The 25,877-nt window shown below is 61.6% G+C and carries 24 protein-coding genes; 13 read left to right on the top strand and 11 right to left on the bottom strand.

Translation table 11 applies throughout. The annotated features are described in order from the left end of the window. Nucleotides 1-194 precede the first annotated feature (194 nt). Nucleotides 195-3,146: a ribonucleoside-diphosphate reductase subunit alpha gene (locus tag JAB1_RS20435; RefSeq protein WP_070281564.1), complete on the top strand. Its 2,952-nt coding sequence runs from the start codon at nt 195-197 to the stop codon at nt 3,144-3,146. Between the two features lie 118 nt (nt 3,147-3,264). Then, nucleotides 3,265-4,416, top strand: coding sequence for a ribonucleotide-diphosphate reductase subunit beta (locus JAB1_RS20430; protein WP_070281563.1), 1,152 nt, complete (start codon nt 3,265-3,267; stop codon nt 4,414-4,416). An 85-nt stretch (nt 4,417-4,501) separates the two neighbouring features. Here the strand turns inward: JAB1_RS20430 and JAB1_RS20425 are convergent, their stop codons facing one another. Further along, nucleotides 4,502-5,278 (bottom strand): SDR family oxidoreductase, encoded by a 777-nt coding sequence (locus JAB1_RS20425; RefSeq protein WP_070281562.1) that lies wholly within the window; start codon nt 5,276-5,278, stop codon nt 4,502-4,504. Further along, nucleotides 5,275-5,604, bottom strand: a complete 330-nt coding sequence (locus JAB1_RS20420; RefSeq protein WP_070281561.1) for a nuclear transport factor 2 family protein — start codon at nt 5,602-5,604, stop codon at nt 5,275-5,277. Before JAB1_RS20420 ends, JAB1_RS20425 begins: the two co-directional genes overlap by 4 nt. Before the next feature lie 121 nt (nt 5,605-5,725). On the opposite strand from JAB1_RS20420, the gene JAB1_RS20415 reads away from it, so the two are divergent. Continuing rightward, entirely contained in the window at nt 5,726-6,646 is a 921-nt protein-coding gene (locus JAB1_RS20415) for a LysR family transcriptional regulator (RefSeq protein ID WP_070281560.1), read from the top strand. Nucleotides 6,647-7,546: 900 nt separating this feature from the next. Here the strand turns inward: JAB1_RS20415 and JAB1_RS29985 are convergent. Continuing rightward, nucleotides 7,547-8,554, bottom strand: coding sequence for a hypothetical protein (locus JAB1_RS29985; protein WP_070281559.1), 1,008 nt, complete (start codon nt 8,552-8,554; stop codon nt 7,547-7,549). Nucleotides 8,555-8,807: 253 nt separating this feature from the next. On the opposite strand from JAB1_RS29985, the gene JAB1_RS20405 reads away from it, so the two are divergent. Then, entirely contained in the window at nt 8,808-9,341 is a 534-nt protein-coding gene (locus JAB1_RS20405; RefSeq protein WP_034780256.1) for a YggT family protein, read from the top strand. A 49-nt stretch (nt 9,342-9,390) separates the two neighbouring features. Here JAB1_RS20405 and JAB1_RS20400 read toward each other — a convergent pair whose 3' ends face one another. The 8 genes from JAB1_RS20400 to JAB1_RS20365 form a co-directional block, all read right to left on the bottom strand. Then, nucleotides 9,391-10,329 (bottom strand): carbohydrate kinase family protein, encoded by a 939-nt coding sequence (locus JAB1_RS20400; RefSeq protein ID WP_070281558.1) that lies wholly within the window; start codon nt 10,327-10,329, stop codon nt 9,391-9,393. Between the two features lie 11 nt (nt 10,330-10,340). Continuing rightward, nucleotides 10,341-11,588: a DUF3426 domain-containing protein gene (locus JAB1_RS20395; RefSeq protein WP_070281557.1), complete on the bottom strand. Its 1,248-nt coding sequence runs from the start codon at nt 11,586-11,588 to the stop codon at nt 10,341-10,343. Between the two features lie 8 nt (nt 11,589-11,596). Continuing rightward, nucleotides 11,597-12,541 (bottom strand): 50S ribosomal protein L11 methyltransferase, encoded by a 945-nt coding sequence (gene prmA, locus JAB1_RS20390; RefSeq protein ID WP_070281556.1) that lies wholly within the window; start codon nt 12,539-12,541, stop codon nt 11,597-11,599. Next, nucleotides 12,538-13,953 carry an acetyl-CoA carboxylase biotin carboxylase subunit gene (gene accC, locus JAB1_RS20385; RefSeq protein WP_034746622.1) on the bottom strand — a complete coding sequence of 472 codons (1,416 nt, stop codon included), beginning with the start codon at nt 13,951-13,953 and terminating at the stop codon, nt 12,538-12,540. The genes prmA and accC overlap by 4 nt, the downstream gene beginning before the upstream one ends. A gap of 101 nt (nt 13,954-14,054) precedes the next feature. Next, nucleotides 14,055-14,516, bottom strand: a complete 462-nt coding sequence (accB, locus tag JAB1_RS20380) for an acetyl-CoA carboxylase biotin carboxyl carrier protein (protein ID WP_034780252.1) — start codon at nt 14,514-14,516, stop codon at nt 14,055-14,057. 91 nt (nt 14,517-14,607) lie between these two features. Next, nucleotides 14,608-15,045: a type II 3-dehydroquinate dehydratase gene (gene aroQ, locus JAB1_RS20375; protein ID WP_034746628.1), complete on the bottom strand. Its 438-nt coding sequence runs from the start codon at nt 15,043-15,045 to the stop codon at nt 14,608-14,610. An 82-nt stretch (nt 15,046-15,127) separates the two neighbouring features. Beyond that, a complete protein-coding gene (locus tag JAB1_RS20370; RefSeq protein WP_034780251.1) occupies nt 15,128-15,694 on the bottom strand; it encodes a TlpA disulfide reductase family protein in 567 nt (188 codons plus the stop codon). Nucleotides 15,695-15,713: 19 nt separating this feature from the next. Next, nucleotides 15,714-16,352: a hypothetical protein gene (locus tag JAB1_RS20365; protein ID WP_070281555.1), complete on the bottom strand. Its 639-nt coding sequence runs from the start codon at nt 16,350-16,352 to the stop codon at nt 15,714-15,716. A gap of 115 nt (nt 16,353-16,467) precedes the next feature. Between JAB1_RS20365 and mpl the strand changes: the two genes are divergently transcribed. From mpl to JAB1_RS20320, 9 genes are all read left to right on the top strand, one after another. Further along, nucleotides 16,468-17,844 (top strand): UDP-N-acetylmuramate:L-alanyl-gamma-D-glutamyl-meso-diaminopimelate ligase, encoded by a 1,377-nt coding sequence (gene mpl, locus JAB1_RS20360; RefSeq protein WP_071653382.1) that lies wholly within the window; start codon nt 16,468-16,470, stop codon nt 17,842-17,844. Continuing rightward, nucleotides 17,841-18,425 (top strand): YqiA/YcfP family alpha/beta fold hydrolase, encoded by a 585-nt coding sequence (locus JAB1_RS20355; RefSeq protein ID WP_070281553.1) that lies wholly within the window; start codon nt 17,841-17,843, stop codon nt 18,423-18,425. Before mpl ends, JAB1_RS20355 begins: the two co-directional genes overlap by 4 nt. Further along, complete coding sequence (locus JAB1_RS20350) at nt 18,422-19,036, top strand: chorismate lyase (RefSeq protein ID WP_070281552.1); 615 nt, start codon at nt 18,422-18,424, stop codon at nt 19,034-19,036. The genes JAB1_RS20355 and JAB1_RS20350 overlap by 4 nt, the downstream gene beginning before the upstream one ends. Before the next feature lie 2 nt (nt 19,037-19,038). Next, nucleotides 19,039-21,126 (top strand): RNB domain-containing ribonuclease, encoded by a 2,088-nt coding sequence (locus tag JAB1_RS20345; RefSeq protein ID WP_070281551.1) that lies wholly within the window; start codon nt 19,039-19,041, stop codon nt 21,124-21,126. A 139-nt stretch (nt 21,127-21,265) separates the two neighbouring features. After that, the gene (locus tag JAB1_RS20340) at nt 21,266-22,123 is read left to right on the top strand and encodes a TonB family protein (RefSeq protein WP_034780245.1); all 858 of its coding nucleotides are present in this window, start codon (nt 21,266-21,268) and stop codon (nt 22,121-22,123) included. Nucleotides 22,124-22,134: 11 nt separating this feature from the next. Further along, on the top strand, nt 22,135-22,962 hold the full coding sequence (aroE, locus tag JAB1_RS20335) for a shikimate dehydrogenase (protein ID WP_070281861.1): 828 nt from the start codon (nt 22,135-22,137) through the stop codon (nt 22,960-22,962). After that, the gene (gene mtgA, locus JAB1_RS20330) at nt 22,959-23,684 is read left to right on the top strand and encodes a monofunctional biosynthetic peptidoglycan transglycosylase (protein WP_070255932.1); all 726 of its coding nucleotides are present in this window, start codon (nt 22,959-22,961) and stop codon (nt 23,682-23,684) included. Before aroE ends, mtgA begins: the two co-directional genes overlap by 4 nt. A 222-nt stretch (nt 23,685-23,906) precedes the next feature. Beyond that, complete coding sequence (corA, locus tag JAB1_RS20325; protein WP_034746658.1) at nt 23,907-24,872, top strand: magnesium/cobalt transporter CorA; 966 nt, start codon at nt 23,907-23,909, stop codon at nt 24,870-24,872. A 286-nt stretch (nt 24,873-25,158) separates the two neighbouring features. After that, complete coding sequence (locus tag JAB1_RS20320; protein ID WP_070281550.1) at nt 25,159-25,875, top strand: HAD-IA family hydrolase; 717 nt, start codon at nt 25,159-25,161, stop codon at nt 25,873-25,875. The last annotated feature ends 2 nt before the right edge of the window (nt 25,876-25,877 follow it).

The raw sequence follows: 25,877 nt of genomic DNA, 5'->3' as shown, positions 1-25,877 counted from the left end.
TTATCACCCTTGATCGTGTTTCGCGCCAGCCGGGCAGTGCGGTGTGGCGAGATGGATACTGACCTGTTTTATGCACTATGAATTTACTATTTAGCAACAAATACCTGAAGAAACCCTGACCATCGGGCGTTCTATTCAACAACACACGCGGCAGCAAAACTGCAGGCTGACTTTAGCTGACAACGGGAGCTTCAATGCAATCACCACAAGATATTTCCATCCATCCAACGCCAGTATCGCCAGCGCCAGGCGCGGCCAACAGTGTGGCGAGCACGGGCGCGGCATTGGGCGACTATCGCATCATCCGCCGCAACGGCGCGGTGGTGGCATTTGAGCCTTCGAAGATCGCCATCGCCATGACCAAGGCGTTTTTGGCCGTTAACGGCGGCCAGGGCGCAGCCTCGGCACGCATCCGCGAACTGGTGGAACAACTGACCGACGGCGTCGTCGCCGCGCTGGTGCGCCGCCATCCGGGTGGCGGCACCTTCCATATCGAAGACGTGCAAGACCAGGTGGAACTGTCGCTGATGCGTTCGGGCGAACACGACGTGGCGCGTGCCTACGTGCTGTACCGCGCCAAGCACATGGAAGAGCGCCGCCTGCAGAAGGAAGCGCAAGGCGCCTCCGCGCAAGTCACCGCGCCCCAGCTGAACGTCACCGACAACGGCGTGCGCCGCCTGCTGGACATGCAGGAAGTGCGCGACCTGATCAACGCCGCCTGCGCCGGCCTGGAAAAGCACGTCGATGCCGACGCCATCCTGGCTGAAACAGTGAAAAACCTGTACGACGGCGTGCCCGTCGAAGAGCTGCACAAGTCGGCCATTCTGGCGGCGCGCGCGCTGATGGAAAAAGACCCGGCCTACAGCCAGGTCACGGCCCGCATCCTGCTGCACACGGTGCGCAAGGAAGTGTTCGGCAAGGAAGTGCCGCAAGCGGCCGCTGCCGCCGAATACCTGACGTATTTCCCGCAATACATCGCCAAGGGCATCGCCGCCGAGCTGCTGAACCCGGTACTCGCCAGCTTCGACCTGGAACGTCTGGCCAAAGCCATCGTGGCCGACCGCGACTTGCAATTCGGCTACATCGGCCTGCAAACCCTGTATGACCGCTACTTCCTGCACATCCAGGACGTGCGCATCGAAATGCCGCAGGCGTTCTACATGCGCGTGGCCATGGGCCTGGCGCTGAACGAGGCGGACCGCGAAGCGCGCGCCATCGAGTTCTACAGCCTGCTGTCCTCGTTCGACTTCATGAGCTCGACGCCGACCCTGTTCAACTCGGGCACCCTGCGCTCGCAGCTGTCGTCGTGCTACCTGAGCACCGTCTCGGATGACCTGGAAGGCATCTACGACGCCATCAAGGACAACGCGCTGCTGGCCAAGTTTGCCGGCGGCCTGGGTAACGACTGGACGCCAGTGCGCGCCCTGGGCGCCCACATCAAGGGCACCAACGGCAAGTCGCAAGGCGTGGTGCCGTTCCTGAAAGTGGTGAATGACACGGCCGTGGCAGTCAACCAGGGCGGCAAGCGCAAGGGCGCCGTTTGCGCCTACCTGGAAACCTGGCACATGGATATCGAGGAATTCCTCGACCTGCGCAAGAACACGGGCGACGACCGCCGCCGCACGCATGACATGAACACGGCGAACTGGATTCCCGACATGTTCATGAAGCGCGTCATGGAAAAAGGCGAATGGACCCTGTTCTCGCCGTCGGACACGCCAGACTTGCACGACAAGGTCGGCAAGGCTTTTGAACAGGCTTACGTGGGCTACGAAGCCAAGGCCGCCGCCGGCGAAATCCGCGTATTCAAGAAGATCGCCGCGCTGGACCTGTGGCGCAAGATGCTGTCGATGTTGTTTGAAACGGGCCACCCATGGATCACGTTCAAGGACCCTTGCAACATCCGCAGCCCGCAGTCGCACGTCGGCGTCGTCCACAGCTCGAACCTGTGCACGGAAATCACCCTGAACACCAGCAGCGATGAAATCGCCGTCTGCAACCTCGGTTCCGTGAACATGCCGGCGCACATGAAGGAAGGCAAGCTCGATCACGTCAAGCTGGCCAAGACCGTGCGTACCGCCATGCGCATGCTCGACAACGTCATCGACATCAATTACTACGCCGTCGACAAGGCGCGCAATTCGAACATGCGCCACCGTCCGGTCGGCATGGGCGTGATGGGCTTCCAGGACTGCCTGCACATGATGCGCATCCCGTTCGCCTCGGACGCCGCCGTGTCGTTTGCCGACACCTCGATGGAAGCCGTCTGCTACTACGCCTACCTGGCGTCGACGGAACTGGCCGAAGAGCGCGGCCGCTATGAATCGTATGCCGGTTCGCTGTGGGACCGTGGCATCCTGCCGCAAGACTCGGTCAAACTGCTGGCCGAAGAGCGCGGCGGTTACCTGGAAGTCGATTCCTCGTCGGCCATGGACTGGACCCCGGTGCGCGAACGCATCGCCAAGTTCGGCATGCGCAACTCGAACTGCGTGGCGATCGCCCCGACGGCGACGATTTCGAACATCATCGGCGTCTCGGCCTGTATCGAGCCGACATTCCAGAACCTGTACGTGAAATCGAACCTGTCGGGCGAATTCACCGAGATCAACGGCTACCTGGTGCGCGACCTGAAGGCGCGCGACCTGTGGGATGAAGTCATGATCTCCGACCTGAAGTACTTCGACGGCTCGCTGGTGAAGATCGACCGCATCCCGCAAGACCTGCGCGATATCTATGCCACGGCCTTCGAAGTGTCGCCAAGCTGGCTGGTGGAAGCGGCTTCGCGTCGCCAGAAGTGGATCGACCAGGCCCAGTCGCTGAACATCTACATGGCTGGCGCATCGGGCAAGAAACTGGACGAAACCTACAAGCTGGCATGGCTGCGTGGCCTGAAAACCACCTACTACCTGCGTACCATCGCCGCTACCCACATGGAGAAATCGACCTCCAAGACGGGCGCCCTGAACGCCGTGGCAGTCGATGGCGGCATGTCGGCCAGCGCGCAAAGTGCCCAGGCAGCCGTCGTGGCGGCAGCAGCAGTGGCTGTGGCGCCGGTAGTGGCAGCGGCAGCGGACGACGCCGATGGCGAAGCCTGCTACCTGCGTCCGGGTGACGATGGCTTTGAGGAATGCGAAGCCTGCCAGTAAGATTTTAGTTGTCAGCCCGGCACGGCCGGGCTGATTCAATGTTGTCAATGTCCGCATTGTCCGATACAACGGGCCTGTTGCGGATCGCCGGCTCGCCGGCATGGAAAGGAAGAAGAATATGTCGTTGTCTTGGGATGATGAAACCACGTCGGCAGCTGTGCCGCGTCCGGCGCAGCAAGCGCCACTGGGAAATACCGAATTGAACCTGCCGGCAGGTGCTGAGCCGTCCGAAGCGAACGCCGAGCAAGTGGCGCGCCGCGTGAATGCCGACGACAAGCGCATCATCAACGGCAAGACGGACGTCAACCAGCTGGTGCCGTTCAAGTACAAATGGGCGTGGGACAAATACCTGGCCGGCTGCGCCAACCACTGGATGCCGCAGGAAGTGAACATGCAGCGCGATATCGAGCTGTGGAAGAACCCGAACGGCCTGACGGACGACGAGCGCCGCCTGGTCAAGCGCAACCTGGGCTTCTTCGTGACGGCCGACTCGCTGGCCGCCAACAACATCGTGCTGGGCACCTACCGCCACATCACGGCGCCGGAATGCCGCCAGTACCTGCTGCGCCAGGCGTTCGAGGAAGCGATCCACACGCACGCCTACCAGTACATCGTCGAATCGCTGGGTCTGGACGAAGGCGAGATCTTCAACGCCTACAACGAAGTCAAGTCGATCCGCGACAAGGATGAATTCCTGATCCCGTTCATCAACACCCTGACCGATCCGGCGTTCACGACCGGCACGGTGGAAAACGACCAGAAGCTGCTGAAGTCCCTGATCGTCTTTGCCTGCCTGATGGAAGGCCTGTTCTTCTACGTCGGCTTCACGCAGATCCTGGCGCTGGGCCGCCAGAACAAGATGATGGGCGCTGCCGAGCAGTACCAGTACATCCTGCGCGATGAATCGATGCATTGCAACTTTGGCATCGACCTGATCAACACGATCAAGATGGAAAACCCGCAGCTGTGGACAGCCGCCTTCCGCGAAGAGATCAAGGACCTGTTCATGAAGGCCGTGGAACTGGAATACGCGTACGCGGAAGACACCATGCCGCGCGGCGTGCTGGGTCTGAATGCGCCGATGTTCAAGGGCTATCTGCGCTTCATCGCCAACCGCCGCGCGCAGCAGATCGGCATCGAGCCGCTGTTCGCCCAGGAGGAAAATCCATTCCCGTGGATGAGCGAGATGATCGACATGAAGAAGGAACGCAACTTCTTCGAGACGCGCGTGACGGAATACCAGACCGGCGGCGCGCTGAACTGGGAATAAGCCAGCCGATAGCGTTACCAGTCATGTCACAAAGGCCTCGCGGATGCGGGGCCTTTTGCCATGTGGAGCGCTTGTTGCAGCGGACTTAGACGGTCGGGATGGTGCCGCCGTCGATCACATACTCGGCGCCGTGGATCGACGCGGCGCGGTCCGAGGCCAGAAAGGCAACCAGTTCGGCCACTTCTTCCGGCTTGCCCGGGCGGCCGATGGGAATGCCGCCCAGCGTCTGCATCAGCTTCTGGCGGGCCGCATCTTCGGTGATGCCGGCGTGGCCGGCCCAGCGCCGTATCATCGCGTGGGCCGCCGTGGTTTCGATGAAACCCGGCGAGACGGTATTGATGCGGATGCCCTGCGGGCCGAATTCCTTCGACAATCCCTTGCTGTAGTTGCTCAGCGCAGCTTTGGCGGCCGCATACGCCAGCGTCGACTCGTACAGCGGCAGGCTGCGCTGGATCGACGAGATGTGGATGATCACCCCGTATTGGCGTGCCACCATCGCCGGCAGCAGGGCGCGGTCGAGGCGCACGGCGGCAAGCAGGTTGCCATCGAGCGCATCTTGCCAGGCATCGTCGTCCAGGGCCAGCGCGCCGCCGCCCGCAGCCGTCGAACCGCCCACGTTATTGATCAGGATATCGACCCCGCCCAGGCTGGCCAGCGCTTCCCGGATCAGCGTGTCGGTTCCCGCGCGGGTACGCAGGTCGGCCGCGATGAAATGCACGCCGGCCGGCAAGCTGCCGCCGGCGGCGCGCGCCGTGGTCGCCACGCGCGCGCCGCGCTCGAGCATCAGTTTCAGCGTCGCCTTGCCCATGCCCTTGGTGCCGCCCGTGATCAGCACGCGCTTGTCCTTGAAATCGGTATTCATGCGCTGATCTCCAGGGTCTGGATGCGGTTGCTGGCGAGCGTGAAGGCAAAGCGCAGCTCCAGCGGGCTGCCGGGGAAATTGCCACTGACGCTGCCGGTGACCACGCAGCGTGCGCCCCGGGTGTCGGCCGAGGTGGGGCTGATGGTGGCGCCGTACTGCTTGCTGCCAGCTTCCTTCCAGGCCTTGATGGCGGCATGGCCCGCGTGCGCATGGCCGTCGTCATGCACGACGCCATCGGCTGCGAAGCACTGCGCCACGGCGTCGCTATCGTGATGGTTTTCGGCGGTAAAGTAGTCGCCGACGATTGCCGGTATGAGGAGAGACATGGTGCTTCCTTTGGGGGAGAGGTAGGGAGCGACCATCATATGGCGTTCAATTGCAGAGAAATAGTATGGCAACGGTGATAGGCTTTAAACTTCAGGTTCATTATTGACTGCGTGAGCGCGCATGAAAAATAACTCTCTCGATGGTATCCGTACCTTTCTCGCGGTCGCCGAGCGCAAAAGTTTCAGCGCCGCGGCACTGCAGCTTGGCGTGACGGTGACGGCCGTCAGCAAGGCGGTCAAGGTGATGGAGCGCCAGCATGGCGTGCTGCTCTTCAAGCGCAATACGCGCAATGTCGCCTTCACCGAAGCCGGCGCGGGCCTGTACGCCAGCCTGGCCGGCGCTACCCGGCAGATCGATGACGCCTTCGCCGCGCTGACCATGTTTCGCGACCGGCCCGCTGGCCATCTGCGGCTGACGGTGCCGCGCGCGCTGGGCGCGCTGGTCATGCGCGCATTGATACCGCGTTTTCGCAGCAGCTATCCTGACGTGACCATCGACCTGTCGCTCGACGATGGCGCGGTCGATCTGCTGGCGCACGGTTACGACGCCGGCATCCGCCTGGGACAGTCCGTGGAGCAGGATATGGTGGCGGTGCGCCTGACGGGGGACTTGCGCTGGTCCGTGGTTGGCGCGCCCGGCTACTTCGAGCGGAAAGGGCAGCCGCTGATCCCGGAAGACCTGGTGCGCCACGACACGCTGGCCTACCGCTTCCACACTTCCGGCGCCTTGCACCGCTGGCGCTTCGTGCGCGATGGCGAGGAATTTCTGGTGGAAACCGGCGCGCCCCTGGTCGTCAACGACACCACGCTGATCGCCGATTTCGCCCGCTCGGGTCTGGGCCTGGCGTATATGCCGGACGTGGAAATCGAAGGTGACCTGGCAAGCGGCAGCTTGCTGCGGGTGCTTGAAAACTACGTGCCGCCGACGAGTGGATTGTTCCTGTATTTTCCTGCCCGTACCCAGAGCCAGCCCAAACTGCGCGCCTTCATCGATACTGCGCTGACCCTCTCCCGGCTCGCGTCGTCCAATGACGCGCGCTAGCCTGGCCTGTTTTTATCCAGCCCGCCGCCATCGTTCTGGAGACAGGCTGCGGCATCGCATGCCGCTTTTTGTTAGCCGCTTTTTCGTGGCGCGCAGCGGCGCGGCGGCGCATGTGCATCGCATGCGACGGCACAGAAAAGTGCGGCCATTTTTTCGCCGCATGACGCGCGCCGCGACGCATTTTTTTGACGGCGCCAATGCGCGCGAGACAGCTAGTAAATATCGTTTCCGGACACGCTGGCGGCGGCATTTGGCGCGCGATTGTGCGATAGCACGCGTAACGTGCAAAAAAGCGGGCGAAAACGTGTCGTGCCGGTTGCGCATTGACAAGGTTTTCGTGTACTTTATGAGATTGCAAATGCGAGCGTTAGAATGCGGGGTTTTTTAACCAGCGCGGTAGCGAAAAAACCTCGCAAAACAGGGATACAGATTTACACGGATATGCACAAAACCACACCGTTTTCGTCTGCCGCCGTGCCCGAATTTTTTCAGGCATGGCGGTTTTTTATTTGACGCATCGGTGTTGTAGCGAGCGCGATGCGAGGAGCGAAAAAACGCACGGCATCGAAAACGAATGACCGAATTCAGACTTTGCCACCAGCTGCGAGATAAAGCAGGGTGGCACCGACGATGGCTGAAGTGCTGCAAACGTGAGGAGTTGCAGCAGTTCAGCTGGTGCCGAATTCATTAGCGCAAACGACCGTTTGCGCCGATGAATAATTCGCCTGGCCTATCCCTGTGGTGGGTCGGACGGGTTTAAATCTTGTAGCTTAAATTTCTCATCTCAGATGAAGGAGAGACAAATGGCAACAGCCGCTAAGAAATCAGAAGTAAAGAAACCAGCCGCCAAGGCTGCTCCTGCCGCGAAGAAGCCGGCAGCCGCAGCAAAGACGGTTGCCGCTAAACCAGCTGCCAAAGCAGCAGCGAAACCAGCCGCAAAACCAGCCGCAAAACCAGCCGCCAAAGCCGCAGCCAAGCCTGCAGCAAAAGTGGCTGCCAAGCCAGTAGCGAAAGCCGCAGCGAAACCAGCGGCCAAGGCAGCAGCAAAACCGGCAGCGAAACCTGCAGCCAAGGCAGCAGCCAAGCCTGTAGCGAAAAAAGCCGCAGCCAAACCGGCCGCCAAGCCAGCAGCAAAAGCCGCTGCAAAACCAGCGGCCAAGGCAGCAGCCAAGCCAGCAGTGAAAAAAGCTGCAGCGAAGCCAGCAGCCAAGGCAGCGGCGAAACCGGTCGCCAAGGCAGCAGCCAAGCCAGCAGCGAAAAAAGTCGTCGCCAAGGCAGCCGCCAAGCCAGCAGCAAAAGCTGCAGCCAAGCCAGCAGTGAAAAAAGCCGCAGCGAAACCTGCAGCCAAGGCAGCAGCGAAACCGGCCGCCAAAGCGGCAGCCAAGCCAGCAGCGAAAAAAGTCGTCGCCAAGGCAGCAGCGAAGCCGGCCGCCAAAGCAGCAGCCAAGCCAGCAGCAAAAGCTGCAGCGAAGCCAGCGGCAAAAGCGGTAGCCAAGCCAGCGGCAAAAGCAGCAGCCAAACCGGCAGCGAAGCCAGCAGCGAAAGCTGCAGCCAAGCCAGCGGCAAAGGTAGCAGCGAAGCCGGCAGCAAAAGCTGCAGCCAAGCCAGCGGCCAAGGTAGCAGCGAAGCCGGCAGCGAAAGTTGCCGCCAAGCCAGCAGCGAAAGTCGCAGCCAAGCCGGCAGCCAAAGCAGCAGCGAAACCTGCGGCCAAGGTTGCAGCAAAACCTGCAGCGAAGCCAGCGGCCAAGGTAGCAGCGAAGCCAGCAGCAAAGGTTGCAGCCAAGCCAGCCGCCAAGGTAGCCGCGAAGCCGGCAGCGAAAGCAGCAGCGAAACCTGCCACCAAGCCAGCCGCAGCGCCAGTCGTGGCAGCCGCACCGGCAGCAGCGCCGGCAGCAGCCCCAGCGGCACCAGCCGCCGTGGCAGCCAAGCCAGCCGCCAAGAAGGCCGCGCCTAAAAAGGCCGCACCGAAGAAGGCAGCTCCTGTCGCCAAGCCATCGGCACCTATCGCACCTGTAGCAAAAACCGTGTTGGCTCCGGCTGCAGCCTGGCCATTCCCAACCAGCACCCGCCCATCGTAATTCCAACGATACGGGTGCCTGGATGAGGCAACACGCCGCTGTGTGACTCAATCACACAGCGGTTTTTTTTTGGAGAATTAGTCGTGCTGATCGTTATCCTTACATTGATCGTTGATACCATCGCCACCTTGCTGGGCGGCGTGTTGCTGCTGCGCTTCTGGATGCAGGCGGTGCGCGTGCGGCCGCCTTCGTCGGTGGCGCAATTCACGTTTCAATTGTCCGACTGGCTGGTGCGCCCCCTGCGCCGCGTGGTGCCGGGCGTGGGCGGGTATGACTGGGCCAGCCTGATCGGCGCCTTCCTGATCGTGCTGCTGGCCAGCTCGGTGCTGTTTATTTCCGGCTATCCTGTCGAAGTGGTGCTGCTCAAGTCGCTGCAACGCTTCCTGCAATGGATACTCTACGGTTTCATGGCCTTGCTGATCATCGAAGCCATCTTCAGCTGGGTCAACCCGCATGCGCCGCTGGCGCCGTTTGTACGGGCCTTGAACGAGCCCCTGCTGCGTCCGATACGCAAGGTGGTGCCGCTGGTCGGCAGCCTGGATCTGTCGCTGCTGGTGGCTTTGATCCTGCTGCAGATCGCGCAGGTGCTGGTGGGGATGATTATTGTGGTGAGGTAATGCGAGAAGGTCGGCCTGGCGCTTGGACGCAAGCCGACCGGACTACATATTAATAGCGGTAGCCGAACGCCGCTTCGAACTGCTCGGCGATGCTCTCCGGCGTAAACACATGGTTTTGCGCGCCCTGGGTGGCGATCTTGATGGCGCCCAGCAGGCTGGCCAGACGGCCGCTGGTTTCCCAGCCCAGGTCGTTGGTGATACCGAACAGCAAGCCGGCACGGTAGGCGTCGCCGCAGCCGGTCGGGTCCAGCACTTCTTTGGCGGTCACGACAGGAATGTCGATGCGCTTGCCGTCCGTATAGATTTCCGACCCTTTTTCGCCACGCGTGACGATCAGCGCTTCCAGGCGGCTGGCGATGTCCGGCAGGGTCAATCCCGTGCGTTCCATCAACATTTCCATTTCATAGTCGTTGGCCGACACATACGTGGCCTTGTTGATGAAGTCGATCAACTGTTCGCCATTGAAGCGTGGCAACTGTTGACCCGGGTCGAACATGAAGGGGATGCCCAGCCCGGCCAGGTCGGCGGCGTGCTTGAGCATGCCCTGGTCGCCATCCGGAGAAATGATGGCCACCTTGGCCGGGCCCGCATTGGCGATCGGGTTTTCATGCGCAAACGACATGGCGCCCGGGTGGAAGGCATTGATCTGGTTATTGTCCGCATCGGCCGTGACGAAGCACTGCGCGTTGTAGCTGTCGGCCTTGATGAGGATGTTGGCGGTGGAAATGCCCAGCTTTTGCAGGCGTTCCAGGTAGGCGGCGCTATCTTGCCCCATGACGCCGACGATGCGCGGGTCGCCGCCCAACATTTTCAGGCTGTAGGCGATGTTGCCCGAGCAGCCGCCGAACTCCGTGCGCATGGTGGGCACGAGGAAGGACACGTTTACTTTGTGCAACTGGTCGGCCAGCAGGGATTCGCCGAAGCGGCCGGGAAATTGCATGATGGTGTCGGTGGCAAGCGAGCCGCAGATCAGCGATGTTTTGGTCATGATAGTGTCTGTTAAGGATAAAAGATGGCGATATGGTAGCCAGACGCCGTGAGCTGGTCTAATGCAAAGTACAGTTTGATGGCTTGTTCCGAGCGCGGCGCAAACCCCGTGCTCACGTCGATCGAGGCCGGCAGGTAGTCGCGCGGCGCGATCACGCGGCGCAAGACCGGCTTGTCATTGGCGTCGTTGAGTATCAGTTCGATGCTGGGCCAGGCTTGCACGCTGCGGCTCTGGTTGCGCAGCAGCGAGACGTAGGAAAAGGTCTGTTCCTTCAAGGTCTGCAACTCGCCTTGCTCGATGGCCAGCGCCTCGATCTGCGCCGGCAAGTCGACCTGGCAGCCACTGAGCTTGCACAGCGCGACCAGGGTCGGCTTCCACTGCGGAAATTGCGCCGCCAGCGGATTGCGGAAGGTGGTCATCACTTGCAGGAATAGTAAAAGCAGCAGTGCTACCGAGCCGATGGCCATGGCCACGCGCATGGCCTTGCCGCTCTGTTCGCGGCGCCGGCCCAAGGTCACAAAGGCCGGCTCGTCGTCGGCCGGCGGCAGGATGGGTTCTTCCTGCTCTTCGGCGGCATCCGGCGCGACGGCGGCGGCTGGCAATGGCGTGAAGGAATGGTCGGCCAGCGTGGGTTCCCGGCGCGCGGGCTTGTCCAGACTGACTTTTTCAGCGGCAGGCAATGCCGGAGCGGCCGGGGCTGCCACCGTTTCCAGGTTCGGTTCGCGGCGGCTATCGCGCAAATACGTGGCGAAGGCGGGCGCGTCATCGATCTGGCGGCGCTTGAAGGGCGCCATCGGCTGGGGCAATGGTGGTTCGGGCAGCTCTGCCGGTGTTGCAGCAGATTCAGGCAGGTCGAGCGGTGCGGCGGCAGGCGTGTCGGCCAGCGCCTCGTCAGGCAGTGCCACGTCGAGGTCCAGCTCGATGTGCTCGCCATCGTCTTCGTTGTCCTTGAGCTGCGCCGTTTCCGGCAGGATGCCGAACGGGTCGAACGAGGTGTCGAAGTCGAGGGAATAAATGGGTTCGTCGTCCGTGGCGGACGGCAGGCTGTTGTCGGCCGGATAACTGGTTGGCAGGGGAGCGGCAGTGCCGGGGCCGGACGTTAAAAACGGCGATGCCGCGGCTGGATCGATCAGCGCGGCATTGCCGTCAAACACTTCCCTGCACGTGCCACAGCGCACGATGCCCCCACGTAACTTCAATTGGTCAGCAGCGACCCGAAATATCGTGTTGCAATGGGGGCATTTGGTGGCGAGGGCCATTGCTGTGCTTATGCACCTTCCGCGCGGGGCGCAGGTGCTTGCGTGCTGCCCAGGCGGCCATGCAGAGCCACCCAGCCATCTTGCTCGGCCCACACACCCAGCTGGATGAATGGTGCGTAGGCAGCGGCCACTTCTTCCGCCTGGCGTGCCAGCACGCCGGACAGGATCAGCGCGCCGCCATCGGCGACACGGCCCGACAGCATCGGCGCCATCAGCTTCAATGGGCTCGACAGGATGTTGGCGACGACGATGTCAAACTTGGCCGTGGCGTGTGCCGAAGTGGCAAACGTGTCTGGCAAGAAATATTCGATCTCGCACTGGTTGCGTTCGGCATTGTCGCGCGCCGATTCGATCGCTTGCGGGTCGATGTCGACGCCGGCCACCGTTTCCGCACCGAGTTTCTTGGCCACCATGGCCAGGATGCCGGAACCGCAACCGTAGTCGAGTACGGTCTTGCCAGGGGCCGGATTGGCTTCCAGCCATTCCATGCACAAACGCGTGGTCGGATGGCTGCCCGTACCGAAGGCCAGGCCCGGATCCAGTTCCAGGATCAGGCCGTCAGGGTCCGGTGCCTCGTGCCAGCTGGGCACGACCCAGATATTCTTGCCGATGTGAATCGGGGCGAATTGCGACTGGGTCAGGCGCACCCAGTCCTGCTCTTCGACGGGGCGCATGGCAAAGGCGGGAACTTCCGCCATGCCGACCGCCTGGGCCGCAGCAGCCACGATGGCGGCCTGGTCGGCGTCGACGTCCGTCAGCGCCACCACGCGGCTGCGTTCCCACGCCGCTTCCTTCGGTTCCATGCCCGGCTCGCCAAACAGCGGCTGCTCGGCATCCGTGCCTTCATCGGCGTCTTCCACCGAGACCGACAGGGCGCCCGCTTCCATCAACGCGTCGGACATGGCCTCGGCGTTGTCACGGGCGATCTCGATGACGATTTCCGTCCAGCTCATGCGCCCGCCTTGATTTCGGACTTCTTGGCGATGCTGGGGCTGCCGCCATTCAGGTTCTTGCCCAGGTCCGGCATGTCGGCCAGTTTCTGTTCCAGATAGTGAATGTTGGTGCCGCCTTCGATGAAGCGCGCGTCGATCATCAGTTCGCGGTGCAGGGCGATGTTCGTGTTGATGCCTTCGACCACCATTTCGGACAGGGCGATCTGCATGCGGCGGATCGCCTGCTCGCGCGTGGCGCCGTAAGCGATCACTTTGCCGATCATCGAGTCGTAGTGCGGCGGCACGTAGTAGCCGGCGTAGGCGTGCGAGTCGACGCGGATGCCAGGACCGCCCGGTGCATGCCACGACACGATCTTGCCTGGCGATGGCGTGAACTTGAAGGGATCTTCGGCGTTGATGCGGCACTCGATGGCGTGGCCCGACAGCAGGACGTCGCGCTGGCGGAAACGCAGTTTTTCGCCGGCCGCGATGCGGATCTGTTCTTGCACGATGTCGATGCCGGTGATCATCTCGGTAACCGGATGTTCCACTTGCACGCGGGTATTCATTTCAATGAAATAGAACTCGCCGTTTTCGTACAGGAATTCAAACGTGCCGGCGCCGCGGTAGCCGATCTTGCGGCAAGCTTCGGCGCAACGGTCGCCGATTTTCTCGATCAGTTTGCGCGGGATGCCCGGCGCTGGTGCTTCTTCGATCACTTTCTGGTGGCGGCGCTGCATGGAGCAGTCGCGCTCGCCCAGCCAGACGGCGTTCTTGTGTTCGTCGGCGAGGATCTGGATTTCCACGTGGCGCGGATTTTCCAGGTACTTCTCCATATACACTTCAGGGTTGCCGAAGGCCGTGCCGGCTTCCGTCTTGGTCATCGCCACGGCGTTGATCAGGGCCGCTTCCGTGTGCACCACGCGCATGCCGCGTCCGCCACCGCCACCGGCGGCCTTGATGATGACCGGGTAGCCGATCTTGCGGGCAATTTGCACGATCGCTTTCGGATCGTCCGGCAACGCGCCTTCCGAGCCGGGTACGCACGGTACGCCAGCCTTGATCATGGTTTGCTTGGCCGACACTTTGTCGCCCATCAAACGGATCGATTCGGAGCGGGGGCCGATGAAGACGAAGCCCGATTTCTCGACGCGTTCGGCAAAGTCGGCATTTTCCGACAGGAAGCCATAGCCTGGGTGAATCGCTTGCGCATCCGTCACTTCAGCAGCGCTGATGATGGCGGGCATGTTCAGGTAGCTCAGGGACGACTGTGCCGGGCCGATACAAACGGATTCGTCGGCCAGCTTGACGTATTTCGCGTCCTTGTCGGCTTCGGAGTGGACTACAACCGTTTTAATGCCCATTTCGCGGCAGGCGCGCTGAATACGGAGGGCAATTTCACCACGGTTGGCAATCAGGATTTTTTCAAACATGGTAGGTTCGCGTATGTCTGTGAGAGCCGGCGAGCCGGCGAAACAACAAGTGTGAGGGGCTAAAACTGCAAACGGCCGTTGCCGGCCGTGTGGACTGGGTTTTAGCCGATCACAAACAAGGGTTGACCGAATTCGACCGGTTGGCCGTTTTCGACCAGGATCTGGGTCACGACACCGGCTTTATCGGAGTCGATTTCATTCAGGAGCTTCATCGCTTCGATGATGCACAGGGTATCACCTTCCTTGACGGTCGAGCCCACTTCAACATAGGCGGCGCTGCCAGGAGCGGAGGAACGGTAGAAGGTACCGACCATCGGCGACTTGACCACATAGCCCGTTGGCTCGGCGGCGACCACGACGGCAGCCGCCGCTGGTGCTGCGGCTGGCGCGGCTGGCTGGTATTGGGCTTGCATGCCTTGCGGCTGCATCATGACCATCTGGTTTTGCGGCATGGCCGACGATTTGACGATGCGAACCTTGCTTTCGCCTTCGGTAACTTCCAGCTCTGCGATATCCGATTCGGCGACCAGGTCGATCAAGGTCTTGAGTTTTCGTAGATCCATGTAAAACCCCTAGGAATGTAGTTTGTTTTATGAGTGATGCGGTGATGTCCAAGAACCTATCGCCGCGCTAAATGCGTGCAGATCGCGTAGATTAACGTTTTTTAAGCGCAAAGTCGATGGCAAACCGATATCCATCGATACCCAGGCCGCAGATCGTCCCCTGCGCGATCGCGCTGAGAAATGAGTGATGTCGAAACGTTTCGCGTTGATAAATATTCGAGATATGGACTTCCACGAACGGGATGGCGACCCCGGCCAGCGCATCGCGCAAAGCAACGCTGGTATGGGTCAGGCCGCCCGGATTGATGACGATGGCATCGATCCCTTCCGCTCGCGCGGCATGGATGCGGTCGATCAGCGCGCCTTCATGGTTGCTTTGAAAGCAAACCAGGTCGGCACCGGCCGCCATGGCTTGCGCCATTGCTGCCTGCTCGATATCGGCCAAGGTGCTGGCGCCGTAGACCTCAGGCTCGCGCGTTCCCAGCAAATTCAGGTTGGGACCGTTGAGCAGAAGGAGGTTTTTTGCCATGTATGGAAGACCGTTTTAGCGAAAGTTCCGCATTTTGCCGCCAAAGATACGCATTGGCAAGAGAAAAAAGCACGCTCCGAATTTACAATTTATCCAGATCGGCGCGCAACTGATCAAATTTCAAGCGGCCCAGATAGGTCTTTTTGACTTCGCCATCGGCGCCGATCAGCACCGTAAAGGGCAAACCGCCCGTGGCATTGCCAAAATGACGCGACAGGTCGGTGCCGCTCATGCCGGACACATACACGGGATAGGCGATCTTGACCTTGCTGGCAAAAGTGGCAATATTGCTGGCCGAATCGATGCCGATACCGATCACCTGCAGGTTTTTCGCCCCGTAGTGGCCTTGCACTTCGGATAACTCCGGCATTTCTTCCACGCACGGCGGGCACCACGGTGCCCAGAAATTGACCAGCAAATTCTTGCCTTTCCATTGCGACAAGGCTTGCGTGGCGCCTGCCGCGTCCGGCAGGGACAGCGCATACAGCTCGTTGACGGGACCCGTCGCGCCTGGCGCGATGGCGGTCGTCAGCGGTCCCGCTTCTTTCTCCGCTTCTTTCGCTTTTTCCTTGCTCAAACCGACGTAAGCGCCCATGCCGCCAAACATCAGCGCCACGATGGCACAGGCGATCCAATTCTTTTTTGTCATAACTTTATCTATATCAATGTTAGTCGGCAGCCGGCACGCCATCGGCGAGGCTGGCGGCCAGCAGGCTGCGCAGTCCGGCGATATCGGTGCGCAGCACCTTGCCGTCCGCCTTGGCTTTCAGCGCGCCGCGCATATCGTCGAGCTCATACAGGGCCGCGTGCACGCCTTCGTTTTTCCACAAGAAACTGGCTGTCTCGACCGCATCATAACGCGCTCCCTTGAAATGCGGGCTTTCCGACATGTCGAGCACGACATTTTTATTCAGCAGGAAGATGTGGATTTCCTTGGCGCTCTCGGCAAACAGCTGCAAATAGATCTCGTCGTGGGGGCCGGCCGTGCCATTGAGCACGGGGCCGCTGAGCAGGGGATGAAATTGTTGCAACGCTTCCATCACCTGCAGCGCGATCGTGCGCAGCTGGAACAGCCGCGCCGGCTGGCTGTCGGCCAGGAACAGGGCATTGTATTGCCGCACCTGCTCCTCGATCATGTCGTTGTCGGGCAGTATATTCGGCCGGTTCGGCGCGTCGCCGAGGACTTGCCGCGCCGCCTTGCGCTTGGCGCTGCCATAGTCGGCTCCATCCTGTGCCACGAGGCGCGCGGCAGCGGCGGCGATTTCCAGGCGCAACTGCGCGCTATCGTCAAATGCATCGTTCGTCATGAGCGAGATGATACTCCGAAGCGGAAAAAGTCATGGCGTCAGGTAAAATCCTGCACTTGCTGTTTTTTATCTCACCGTCTTACTTACTTAAGCGTGCACCTTTCGCACTGATCACATGCATATTCATATTCTCGGCATTTGCGGTACCTTCATGGGCGGCCTGGCTGTCCTGGCCAAGGAAGCCGGCCATAAAGTCACTGGTTGCGATGCCAACGTGTATCCGCCGATGAGCACCCAGCTGGAATCGCAGGGAATCGAACTGATCCAGGGCTTTGATCCGGAACAAACCAAGCTGAACCCGGATTTGTATGTGATTGGCAATGTGGTCTCGCGCGGCAACCCGCTGGTGGAAGAAATCCTCAACCGCAGCCTGCCGTATGTGTCCGGCCCGCAGTGGATTGGTGAACACATCTTGCGCAACAAGTGGGTACTGGCCGTGGCGGGCACGCATGGCAAGACGACAACCTCGGCCATGCTGGCCTGGATACTCGAAGACGCGGGCTACGCGCCGGGCTTCCTGATCGGCGGGGTGCCGATGAACTTTGGCATTTCCGCCCGCCTCAGCGGCAAAATCGACGGCAAGAGCGCCGACTCGGACTTCTTCGTCATCGAAGCCGATGAATACGACACGGCCTTCTTCGACAAGCGCAGCAAGTTCGTGCATTACCACGCGAAGACGGCCGTCATGAATAACCTGGAATATGATCACGCCGACATCTTCCCCGATCTGCACGCGATCGAGACGCAATTCCATCACCTGGTGCGCACCGTGCCCGGCATTGGCCGCCTCGTGTTCAACGGCGACGAAGCGTCGCTGCAGCGCGTGCTGGCGCGCGGTTGCTGGAGTGAAAAGGAAAGTTTTGGCCAAGATGCCAACTGGCAACTGCAAGAGCAGGCCGATGGCAGCTTCGACGTGTATTTCAATGGCCGGCAGGAAGGCCATGTGGCGTGGGCGCTCACGGGCAAGCACAACCGCAGCAATGCGCTGGCGGCCATCGCCGCCGCGCGGCACGTGGGCGTGCCGATTGCCCAGGCCTGCGCTTCGCTGGCCAGCTTCGAGAGCGTCAAGCGGCGCATGGAAGTGCGCGGCGTGGTCAACGGCATTACCGTGTACGACGATTTCGCGCACCACCCGACGGCCATTGCCACCACCGTGGGCGGGCTGCGCCAGAAGATAGGCAGCAGCGGCCGTATCCTGGCCGTGCTGGAACCGCGTTCGAACACCATGAAGCTGGGCGCCATGAAAGATGCGCTGCCGGGCAGCCTCAAGGATGCCGACCTGGTCTTCGGTTTCGGCAGCCATGCCGCGCTGGGCTGGAGCCTGGGCGACGCGCTGGCGCCGCTGGGCAAGATTGCCAGCGCCTACGAAGACATCGATACCCTGGTGGCCGCCGTGGCAGCCAGCGCCCGTCCCGGCGACCAGATCGTGGTCATGAGCAACGGCGGCTTTGGCGGCGTGCACCAGAAGTTGCTGGAGGCGCTGGGCCGATGATTCTGTACCTGCATGGATTTCGCTCGTCGCCCCTGTCGATGAAGTCGCGCCTGCTGGCCGCGCAGATGCAGGCGCTGGGCCGCGAGGCCGAATGGCTGTGCCCGCAATTGCCGGCCTCGCCCAAGCTGGCCATCGAACTGGCCCTGTCGCTGGTCAAGGATGTGGCGCCGGCCGAGCTGACGATCATCGGCTCCTCGCTGGGCGGCTATTACGCCACCTGGCTGGCGGAGCAGCTCGGTTGCCGCGCCGTGCTGCTGAACCCTGCCATCGTGCCCCTGATCGACCTGGAACAGCATGTGGGCGTGACGACCGAGTTCCATTCGGACAGGCCGTTCGAGTTCAAGCGCGAATACATCGACGAGCTGCGAACCTTTGCCGTAGAGAAAATTACCGAGCCGCAACGCTATTTCCTGATTGCCGCCACGGGCGATGAAGTGCTCGACTACCGAGACATGGTGGCGCATTATCAGGGGGCGCAGCAGTGCGTCATCGATGGCAGCGACCATGGCATCAGCGAATTTGCCGCATACCTGGCGCCCGTGCTGGCATTTTGCGGCATCGACGCGGACGCGGCCAAGTGAGGCCGGGGTCGCTGCGGCAGGCGCAATGGCATGCGCACGTGAACGCCGTCAATGCGCCGCCGGCCTTGCGCCACTGGCTCACGGGCGGCGGGTCGCTGACGGCCAAGCTGAAAGCGCATAGCCAGGCGTTTCGCGTGCAATGTTTGCATCAGAAAACATCGCGCTGTTTGACGGACGAGGCCGCCATCATTGGTTTGCACCGCGCGGGACGGGTATGGGAACGCGAAGTGCTGTTGCGTTGTGATAACAAACCGGCCGTGTTTGGCCATACCGTCGTGCCGATGCAGGCGACGGCCACTGACTGGCCCTTGTTTTCCGCGCTGGGCGAGCGCTCGCTGGGCACGACCTTGTTTGGCGACCGCATGGTGCGGCGCGGCGAACTGGAATTTGCCCGCTTGCGCGCCGGGCACCCGCTGGTGCAGCGGGCGCAGGCGGCGCTGGCATTGGAAGGGCAGCGCGCCGGCGAGCAGGCGCTGTTTTTTGCCCGCCGCTGCCTGTACCAGCGTCACCAGGGGTTGTTGCTGGTAACTGAAGTATTTTTGCCGGCGGTGCTGGAGTTGACGTCCGTCACTCGCACCGTTGCAACCGACACATTAATAAACAAAGCATAACAATGAATCTATTTTTTGAAGAATCCGGCGATTTCAAGGTCGGCACGGTCCTGTCGCAAGCGGGTGAAGCGTACCAGGTCGAAATGGCCAGCGGCAAGCGTACCAAGGTCAAGGTCAAGGATGTGCTGCTGCAGTATGAAAAGCCGTCCCCGGCCGAGTTGCTGGAGCAAGCCAAGACAGTTGCTGCCGAGATCGACCTCGATTTCCTGTGGGAAGTGGCAGGCGAAGACGAGTTCGGCTTTGCCGAGCTGGGCGCCGAGTATTTCGGCCACGCACCGTTGCCGCCGGAAGCTGCCGGCCTGATCCTGGCCCTGCATTCGGCGCCCGTGTATTTCTACAAGAAAGGCCGTGGCCGCTACAAGGCGGCGCCGGAAGCGTCGCTGAAGGCGGCATTGGCCGGTATCGAAAAGAAAAAGCAGCAGGCGCTGGTGCAAGCCGCCTATGTGGAAGAGCTGAAACAGAACCGCTTGCCTGCCTCGATGCAGCCCATGGTGCTGCAGCTGCTGTTCAAGCCGGACAAGAACACGATCGAATACAAGGCGCTGGAAGCGGCGTGCACGGAATTGCACACGACGCCGCCGCGTTTGATGCTGGCTGTCGGCGGTATTGCTTCTCCGAAAGATTTGCACCTGTCGAAATTCCTCTTCGAGAATTTCCCGAAAGGCGCCGGCTTCCCGAGCGTGCCCGTGCCGTCCGTAACGGCCAAGCTGCCGCTAGCCGACGTGGCCGCCTTCTCGATCGACGACGTGACCACGACCGAGATCGACGATGCCTTCTCCGTGCAGCCGCTGCCCGATGGCACCGTGAAAGTCGGTATCCACATCGCCGCGCCGGGCCTGGGCATCCGCCCGGAAGACGTGGTGGACAAGATGGCGCGCCAGCGCATGTCGACCGTCTACATGCCGGGCGACAAGATCACCATGCTGCCGGACGAAATCGTCAACGCATTCACCCTCGCGGAAGGCACGACGTGCCCGGCCCTGTCGCTGTACGCCACGCTGGACCCGAAAGCGGACTGGGCCGTGGTCAGCACGCAGACGCGCGCCGAGCTGGTGCCGATTGCCAGCAACTTGCGCCATAACCAGCTCGACGATCTGGTCAACGAGGAAACCCTGGCCAGCGGCGAAGGCGAGTACCCGCACAAGGCCGATTTTGCCGTGTTGTGGCAATGGGCGCAGCAGCTGGAGCAGGGCCGCATGAAGAAACGCGAAGCGTTCGGCTTGAAGCCGGAACAGAATAATCGCGTCGATTTCAATTTCTATGTGGAAAACGACATCGTCACCGTGGCGCGCCGCAAGCGTGGCGCGCCGCTCGACAAGATCGTCGCGGAACTGATGATTTTTGCCAACAGTACCTGGGGCAAGATGCTGCACGACCATGGCGTGCCCGGCATCTACCGCAGCCAGGGCGGCGGCAGTGGCAATAGCTGGGCGGCAAAGATGCAGGTGCGCATGGTCACCCATGCGGCGCCGCACCAGGGCCTGGGCGTCGATCAATACGCGTGGAGTACCTCGCCGTTGCGCCGCTATACGGACCTGGTGAACCAGTGGCAAATCATCGCCTGCGCCGAGCATGGCGTGACGGCGCCGCTGGTGGCACCGTTCAAGCCGCGCGATGCGAATCTGTTCGCCATCGTTTCGGCCTTCGACGCCGCGTATGCCGCGTATGGCGATTTCCAGTCGAACATGGAACGCTATTGGTGCTTGCGCTGGCTGCACCAGGAAAACGCGCGCCAGGTCGATGCCGTCGTGCTGAAAGACGAGATCCTGCGCCTGGTCGACATTCCGCTGGTTATCAAGCTGCCGGGCATGCCATCGGTGGCGCGCGGCGCCCAGGTCAAGCTGGACTTGTTGCGCTGGGATGAGGTCGACCTGAGCATCGAAGCGCGCCTGCTGGAAATCGCCGCCGTACCGGATGCGGCGGCCGATGCCGAACTGGATTACGAAGAAGAATCGGGCGGCGAAGGCGCCGACGAGGGCGACGTGGCACCGGAGGCATCGCCGGAAGCGGCGAACCAGGTCAGCGACGCCGATGCGGAAGTGGCGGAACTGGCCAGCGAAGACGTGGTCAGCGAACCCGAGGTCAAGTAAGGCCGTCGTCAGGCCATCAAGGCGGTGCTGAAAACTGTTGCCGGCACCGCCCTTTGACGTAGAATTCAGCCATCTTGTTATGGTGTGTTTGTTGCGAATTGGGTTGCGCGTGAAGTCTTTCCGAGAGAATCGTTTCCTGATGATTGCCGTGGCGGTATCGCTGCTGGCGCACGGCGCCTTGCTGGCGATGCATTTTGTCGCCCCGGCCCCGCAGCGGGCCGTGGCGACCGATCCCGGCCTGGAAGTGATCCTGGTCAACGCCAAGCATGCGAACAAGCCGCTGAAGGCCGATGCCCTGGCGCAAGCCAATCTCGACGGTGGCGGACAAGCCGACAAGGGCCGCGCCAAGTCGCCCTTGCCCGACATGCGCCAGGTGGAAGAGGGCGACAGCGTCAAGGCCAGCGCCCGGCGCATTGCCGAACTCGAGCAGAAGCAGCAGGAGCTGCTGACGCAGGCGGCCAGGCCGACGCCCTACAGCGCCGCGCCCGTCACGGAAAAAGACAAGCCCAATCCGCTCGCATCCGGTTCGGACTTGATGGAAAGCAGCAAGGCCATCGCGCGCATGGCGGCCGAGATCAGCCAGACCGTGGAAGACCAGAACAAGCGTCCGCGCAAGACTTTCATTACGCCCAGCACGCAGGAAGTCGGCTACGCCATGTATTACAAGACCCTGCAAAAGCGCATCGAGGAAATCGGCACCCTGAATTTCCCGCAAAAGAATGGCCGCAAGATGTATGGCGAACTGGTTGTCTACATCCCCATCTTCCAGGATGGCACGATTTACCAGAAGGAAGGCGGCGCCCGCGTGGAGAAAAGCTCGGGCAACCCCGCGCTCGATGCGGCGGCCCTGGCCATCGTGCGCCGCGCGGCGCCGTATGGGCGTTTCCCACCGAACATGTTGTCAAGTGATAAGGATGACCTGTGGGTCGTCATTACCCGCTTCAAATTTACGCGCGAAGAAAAAATGGAAGCTAACCTGACTGGCGGCAGCAATTGAACAAGCAAGAAATGAATCCCGATCAATATTGTGTCTTCGGCAATCCCATCGCCCATAGCAAGTCCCCCTTGATCCACGCCGCGTTTGCCCTGCAGACGGGCGAGCCCATCGTCTACGATCGCCGCCTGGCGCCGCTCGATGGCTTTGCCCTGGCGGCCCGTACGTTTGCCGCCGAGGGCGGCAAGGGCGCGAACGTGACGGTGCCCTTCAAACTGGACGCGTGCGCGCTGGCCACCGTCCTGACGCCGCGCGCGCAAGCGGCCGGCGCCGTCAATACCCTGCGTTTCGATGGCGATACCATTCTTGGCGACAATACCGATGGCGCGGGCCTGGTGGCGGACATCGTGCGCAACGCGGGCGTGAGTGTCTCCGGCAAGCGCGTCCTGCTGCTGGGTGCGGGCGGCGCGGCACGCGGCGTCGTGCTGCCCTTGCTGGAACAGGGGCCGCAGGAACTGTTTATTGCCAACCGCACCGTGGCCACGGCCGAGGCGCTGGTGACGCAGTTTGCCGATGCGCTGGATCAACCCGGTCAGTTGCGCGCCGGCGGCTACACGCAGCCCGATGGCGTCTTTGATATCGTCATCAATGCCACCTCGGCCAGCCTGGCGGGCGACTTGCCGCCCGTGCCGCCGGGAATCTTCGGCGATCACACGCTGGCGCTGGACATGATGTATGGCGCCCAGCCTACCGTCTTCATGGAATTTGCCGCGCAGCATGGCGCGCAGGTGCGCGACGGCCTGGGCATGCTGGTGGAGCAGGCGGCCGAAGCGTTTTACGTGTGGCGCGGCGTGCGGCCGCGGACGCAGGATTTGCTGGCGCAATTGCGCAGTGCCCTGTGAGCGCCGGCAAGAAGGGCCAGCGCCGCAGCGGCAGCCGCTACGGCTGGATCAAGTGGCTGTTCATCGTCCCCGTGCTGGCGTTTATCGTCGTGCAGCTGTATTTCTTCCTGCAAATCTGGTGGTGGGTCGAGCATAACCCGTCCAGCACGGCTTTCATGCGCGAACAGTTGTCTGTCTTGCAGGACAAGAATCCCAACGCCACGATCAAGCAGACGTGGGTACCGTACAACCGCATCTCGAACAACCTGAAACGGGCCATCATCGCTTCGGAAGACGCGAATTTTTCCGAGCACGAAGGCGTGGACTGGGAAGCCTTGCAAAAGGCATATGAAAAAAACAGCAAGAAGCAGAAGGTCGTGGCGGGCGGTTCCACCATCACGCAGCAGCTGGCGAAGAATCTGTTCCTGTCCGGCTCGCGCAGCTATGTGCGCAAGGGTCAGGAACTGATCATCACGTATATGCTGGAAAGCCTGATGGAAAAGCAGCGCATTTTCGAGATTTATTTGAACGTGGTGGAGTTTGGCACGGGCATCTTCGGCGCCGAGGCGGCCGGGCGCCACTATTACCGGGTCAGCGCGGCGGGCCTGAGCGCCGGGCAGGCGGCAAAACTGGCCGTGATGCTGCCGAACCCCCGCTTTTATGACCGTCACCGCGATACGGGCTACCTGAACCGGCGTACGGGCGTGATCCTGCGCCGCATGGGAGCGGCGGAACTGCCTTGATGGCAGCCGGCTTTCTTTGTATAAAGTTAAAGCTGCCTGATTGGCACTATTGCGGCGCAGCATCTTAATCGGCACCGGTTGGTGCAACGCCGCACTTTTTCCGTGAAAAAGCGGTGCCGGGGGTGGTCGTGAAAAGGCCTTTGCGGGTACACTTGCGCTGTTTTCATTTTTGGCGCCAGCGCCAGCACATCACGATAACCCAACATCCGGCTGAGAGCGCGCATGATCAATGTCTTTGTATTACAGAATGGCCGGCTCAACCAGGTGCCGATCGACAGCCGCGCAGACCTCGAAAATGCCGAACCGGTGTGGGTCGACCTGACCGACCCTACCGATGATGAACGGGCCTGGGTCAAGGCCATCTACAACGTCACCCTGCCGGGCGAAGACGAAGTCAAGGATATTGAAGCGTCGGCCCGCTATTACGAAGCGGAAAACGGCGACTTGCACCTGCGCACAGATTTCCTGCGCGAAGAGGACGATGGTCCCTCGCGCGTCATCACGGTAGCCTTCATCCTGGCTCGCAAGATCCTGTTTTCCATGCATACGGACGACTTGCCCGTGTTCCGCCTGGTGCGCATGCGCGCCCGTTCGCGGCCCGGCTCGATCGCCGACTACATGGACGTGCTGCTCGACCTGTACGCCACCGATGCCGAATATTCGGCCGACGTGCTCGAAGGCATCTACCAGAACCTGGAAGAAGTCAGCACGCGCGTGCTGCAAAAGGAATTTACCGATGCGCACGCGGCCGAAGCGCTGAATGCGATTGCCCACGAGGAAGATTTGAATGGCCGTATCCGCCGCAACATGATGGATACGCGCCGCGCCGTGAGTTTCCTGATGCGCGGCCGCTTGCTCAATTCCGAGCAGTTCGAGGAAGCGCGACAGATTTTGCGCGACATCGAATCGCTGGACGGCCATACCTCTTTCCTGTTTGATAAGATCAACTTCCTGATGGATGCCACCGTCGGTTTCATCAACATCAACCAGAACAAGATCATCAAGATATTCTCGGTGGCCAGCGTGGCCTTCCTGCCGCCGACCCTGATCGCCAGCGTATACGGCATGAACTTCAAGCTGATGCCGGAACTGGAATGGTCGTTCGGCTATCCGTGGGCCTGGGGCTTGATGATCACCAGCGCCATCGCGCCGTTCCTGTACTTCCGCCACCGCGGCTGGCTGAAGTAAACCGCATCGCCGGGGCGCTTTCCGCGTCCCGGTTTCAAGACGAACGCAGCGAATTCAAAAATCAGCGATAATCACTGGTATTGCGTGGTATTGAATTGGTATTTACGCGTCGACGCCTGCCTGGCGCCCGATTCTTTCCCCCGTTGGCTGCCTTTTGCAGAAAAGTATCGTCATTCAGACGTTTTCTGCGTGGTAGCGTCCGCCTGTTCCACCTATGATCGTTGCGATGCCTGCCTTGGCCGGCTGGCCGCCGCATTTCCCGTCACCGTTGCCTTCTGGAGAGTCCATGCCTGATACCGCCACCACCCCACTGCGCTATACCCATTTGATCAGCGACTGCGATGGCGTGCTGATCGACAGCGAAGCCGTGGCCCTGCAAGCGCTGCTGGAATTGCTGGGACCGCGCCTGCCGAACCTGCCCGAGGGCGTCACCCTGCAAGGCTTGATCGAGCCGCGCCTGGGCCAGCGCCTGGTGCCGCTGATGCAGGATATCTACAAGGAGCTGGGCTTGCCACAATTGCCGGCCGACGAGATCATGGCCATTGGCAACGCCGTCGATGCGGCCTGCGACGCGCAGCTGCGCGCCGTGCCTGGCGTGGCGCAGGCGCTGGCAGCCATTCCCCTGCCCAAGGCCGTCGCTTCGAACAGCGTCAGCGCGCGCGTGCTGTCGGCACTCGAGCGGACCAGCATGGCGCCGCTGTTCGACAAGCGCGTCTTTACGCCGGACCTGGTGGGCCACGCCAAGCCGCATCCGGGCGTCTACCTGGCGGCAGCTGCCGCCTTCGGCGTGCCGCCAGGCCAGTGCCTGGTGCTGGAAGACAGCGTCACGGGCGTGACGGCGGCCGTGGCGGCGGGCATGACGGTGCTGGGGTTTATCGGCGGCGGGCATATCGCCGCTGGCCAGGAAGCGCGCCTGAAGGCGGCCGGTGCGCATGTCGTGTTCAGCGACATGGCCGGTTTGCCGGCGCTGGTGGCCGCGGTGATGGACACCGCGGCCGTGTAAAA

It is taken from the genome of Janthinobacterium sp. MP5059B (assembly GCF_001758645.1).
Classification (GTDB): domain Bacteria; phylum Pseudomonadota; class Gammaproteobacteria; order Burkholderiales; family Burkholderiaceae_D; genus Janthinobacterium; species Janthinobacterium lividum.
Note: the sequence above shows the minus strand (reverse complement) of the source record. Positions and strands in the feature narration are given on the sequence as shown.